The organism is Microbacterium sp. (assembly GCF_041909575.1).
GTDB lineage: Bacteria > Actinomycetota > Actinomycetes > Actinomycetales > Microbacteriaceae > Microbacterium.
The window spans coordinates 1-3,446 of record NZ_JAYRDE010000174.1 but is presented as its reverse complement, the minus strand read 5'-3'; the positions used below and the strand labels follow the sequence as shown (position 1 = coordinate 3,446).

At 71.6% G+C, this 3,446-nt stretch carries 4 protein-coding genes; 1 reads left to right on the top strand and 3 read right to left on the bottom strand.

The window, feature by feature from the left end:
- Positions 1–53: 53 nt before the first annotated feature.
- Complete coding sequence (locus ACE3O1_RS15165; RefSeq protein ID WP_374316471.1) at positions 54–962, bottom strand: hypothetical protein; 909 nt, start codon at positions 960–962, stop codon at positions 54–56.
- An 84-nt stretch (positions 963–1,046) separates the two neighbouring features.
- Between ACE3O1_RS15165 and ACE3O1_RS15160 the strand changes: the two genes are divergently transcribed.
- Entirely contained in the window at positions 1,047–1,229 is a 183-nt protein-coding gene (locus ACE3O1_RS15160) for a hypothetical protein (protein WP_374316469.1), read from the top strand.
- A 3-nt stretch (positions 1,230–1,232) separates the two neighbouring features.
- On the opposite strand, the gene ACE3O1_RS15155 is transcribed toward ACE3O1_RS15160, so the two are convergent.
- Together ACE3O1_RS15155 and ACE3O1_RS15150 are read right to left on the bottom strand one after the other, a co-directional pair.
- On the bottom strand, positions 1,233–1,790 hold the full coding sequence (locus tag ACE3O1_RS15155; RefSeq protein WP_374316467.1) for a nucleoside phosphorylase: 558 nt from the start codon (positions 1,788–1,790) through the stop codon (positions 1,233–1,235).
- Positions 1,791–1,867: 77 nt separating this feature from the next.
- Positions 1,868–3,349, bottom strand: a complete 1,482-nt coding sequence (locus ACE3O1_RS15150) for a lipase maturation factor family protein (protein ID WP_374316465.1) — start codon at positions 3,347–3,349, stop codon at positions 1,868–1,870.
- Between the last annotated feature and the right edge of the window lie 97 nt (positions 3,350–3,446).

The window sequence follows — 3,446 nt, the reverse complement described above, 5'->3', positions numbered from 1 at the left end:
CGAAGAGGCGCGGCGACTCGACGAGCCACCGCGCCTCTTCGACGGCGCCGGGATTACTCCTCGACGAGGTGCTTCTCGGCGGCGTCGAGCACGACGTCGTAGAAGCGGATCGCCTGCTCCTCGGCGAACATGCCGTCGCTGCTCTCGACGGTGGACGAGACGAACGCGTCCCGTGCCGAATCGCCGGCGGCGAGCAGTGCCGTGCCGGTGGCGACGAGCATCTCGTCGGAGTAGATCTGGCGGATGAGATCCTCGGTGACGCTCGGGTCGATCTCCTGCAGGATCGCGGTGACCTCCGGACGGACCTCGTCGAGGTACGCCTCCTCGTCGTAGGCGCCGGCCGGCGCCTCCTCGGTCGTGTCGTCGCCGGGGGCGGCCTCCTCGCTCACGCTGACCTCGGGGCTGGTGCCGGTGCTCGACGAGCCGGCGATCGACAGCCCGACCCAGACGAGGGACGCGGTGATCGCGCCGATCCAGAGCAGGCCGCCGAGCACCGAGACGGCGATCGCGCCGATGCCGAGGCCCTTGCCGCCCTGCTTCTTGCTGGCGAGCGTCACGATTCCGAGGACGAGCGCGACCAGCAGCAGCAGCCCGCCGAGGAGCGCGAGGATGAGCGAGACCCACGCGAGGGGGACGAAGGCGGCGCCGACGAGGAGCAGGCCGCCGATCGCGAGCCCGAGCGACGCCCAGGCGAGCCCGCGCGGACGGTCCGCGGCCACGGGAGCACCGAACGCCGGGTCGCCGTATGCGGGGTCGCCGGATGCGGACTGGCCGTAGGCCGGAACACCGTAAGCCGGCTGTCCGGCCGGCTGGCCGTAGACCGGCTGCCCCGCGGGCGGGTACACGGCGGTGGGCTGTGCGTCGGCGGGGTACACGGCGGTGGGCTGCGCGTCGGCGGGCGGGTAGGCGGCCGTGGGCTGCGCGTCGGCGGGCGGGGGAGTGGGCTCCGTGGGGTTGCTCATGGCGTTCCTTGCTGCGGGCGTGTCTTCGGACGCGCGGAAGCCAGGTCGCACCCCCGCGGCCCCCAGACTATCTAGGCTGGTGACGTGAACAAGACCACCGTCTGGACCGTCGTCGGCGTCGTCGTGGCGATCGTGATCGCATGGATCCTCGTCGACGTGCTGTTCTCGCTGCTGTGGTTCATCGGGAAGCTCGTCGTGGTGGCCGTCGTCGCCGCCATCGTCTTCTTCGTGCTGCGCGCGATCTTCTCCCGCTCTCGCGCGGAGTGAGGTCTAGACGCCGTAGTCGGCGCGGATGCGATCGCGCAGCTGGTGGCTGCAGGCGGTGACCGTCGCCCGCCAGTCCGTGATGGCGTCGTCCTGCGCCCGGTCCGACACGGCCTTGAGCACGCGGATCGGCACGCCGAACCGCTCGGCGACCCACACGTACGCATAGGTCTCCATGTCGACCAGTCCCGCTCCGAGGGGCCGGATCACCGACACGGCCTCGGCATCGTCGACGAAGTGGTCGCCGGTCGCGATCGTGACGCCGTCGCGCCCGAGCTCGACCCGGGTGGGCAGCGAGACGTGCTGGCCCACGATGCCGTCGATGTCGGTCACGTCGTGCTGGATGGCGGCGTCGATCTCGTACACGTCCGCGTCGAGGCGCGCATCGATCGCGCCCGCCGTGCCGACCACCACGATCTCGTCGTAGTCGCCGGCATCCAGCGCCCGGGTCAGAGCGTAGGTGGCCTGCAGCTTTCCGGGACCGGTGACGAGCCGGTCGAACCCGGAGAGGTCGGCGGGGAACGCGACGAGTTCGGCCTCGAGGGCCGCGACGAGGAGCTTCACCCCTCCATTCTCCCGCGCCGGTGCCTGAGCGCGCGCCGCACGCCGGCCGGCGGCGCGCGCATGTTCCGCGTGGCAGCTCAGCGCAGCGACAGCGGGCCGAGGACGACGCCGCGAGGCTCGCGCGCCCATCGCTGCCGTGAGCGGCGGAACTCCGCGCGGGTGGTGAACCGGTAGCGATAGGAGACCGCGCGCACCCACCGGGGCCGGTCGCCGCCGAACGGGTCGTGCGCGAGCAGGCGCAGGGTCGGGGCATCCGCCTGCAGCAGCCGGATCAGGAAGACCGTGAACCAGTCGTCGAGCGACCTGCCCAACGGGAGGAACCACATGAGCCAGTCCAGGCGCAGGTGGTACGGCGCGACCTGGCCCGGGATGCGGCGCAGGTCGCCGGGCTTGCCCTTGAACGCGTACTCGCGCCAGGATCCGGCATCCGGATCCTCGTCGGCGGTGCCCTCGACGACGATCTCGATGCGCTGCTTCGTCACGGTGCCGAAAGCGCCGTAGGCGTTGGCGAGCTGCCAGCGGTTGAAGCTCGCGTTCATGAGCTGGCGCCGGGCGAACAGGTTCCGCAGCGGTGCCCAGCTCAGCACGAGGTAGAGCGCGCCGACGGCGGACGTGACGACCACCCAGGGGAGCGGCATCCCGTCCAGCAGCCAGGGCGGATCGCTCGGCGGGTCGGAGACGGGGGAGCCGATGCCGGGGATCCCGATCGCCGAGAACGCGATCACGACGGTCGCCCAGTTCAGCCAGGCGAAGTTGCCGGTCACGATCAGCCACAGCTGCGTGGCGATGACGATCACGGCGGCGACGGCGCCGACGATCGCCGGCCACGGGCCCGGGGCGACCAGGCCGAGCAGGGGAGCGAACAGGAACCACGGCACCACCAGCTGCGCGAAGTGGTTGCCGAGCACCTCGCCCTTGTGGAACCAGCGAGGCAGGAGGTGCGCCTGCCGGCTGAGCGGTCCGGGCATCGGCTGCGTCTCGTGGTGGTACATCAGCGCGGTGAGGTCACGCCATTCGTGGCCGCCGCGGATCTTGATCATCCCCGCCCCGAACTCCAGCCGGAACAGCAGCCACCAGAACAGGACGATGACCACGGTCGGCGGCGGCTCGGCGTTCGAGCCGAGGAACGCCGCCAGGAATCCGGCCTCGAGCAGCAGCATCTCCCAGCCGAACCCGTAGAACGTCTGCCCGAGGCTCACGATCGACATGTAGCCGAGCCACAGCAGCAGGAAGCACGCCATCGGCGTCCACGGCGACAGGAGCTGAGGGATGCCGCAGACCAGCGATGCCGCCACGATCAACCCCGCCCAGCACAGCGCCGCCAGGCGGCGGTCCGAATACCTCGCATAGCGGAAGAGGGTGGGGCGCAGCATCCGCCGCGTTCTCGGCGAACGGCGCGCCCAGGCGAGGAGGTCCGGAGCCGGAAGCAGGCCGCGCTCGCCGAGGAGCGGCCGGAACTGATTCAGGCTCGAGAGGAACGCGACCACGTACAGCGCTGCGATGCCGCGCTGCAGCACCTGCCGCGCGAACTCGAAGTCGACCGCTGCGAAGCCGTCCACTCGCTCATCCTGGCACCCGGCGCGCGGCCGCGGGGACGGGGTTGTGCGGGTCGCCCGGCGGGGGTACGCCCCGGCGGGCGCGACCCCGGGGTGCGCC

Excerpts from the sequence above, each read along its gene's own strand:
- ACE3O1_RS15165 (WP_374316471.1), bottom strand. The coding sequence starts at position 962 with ATGAGCAACCCCACGGAGCCCACTCCCCCGCCCGCCGACGCGCAGCCC.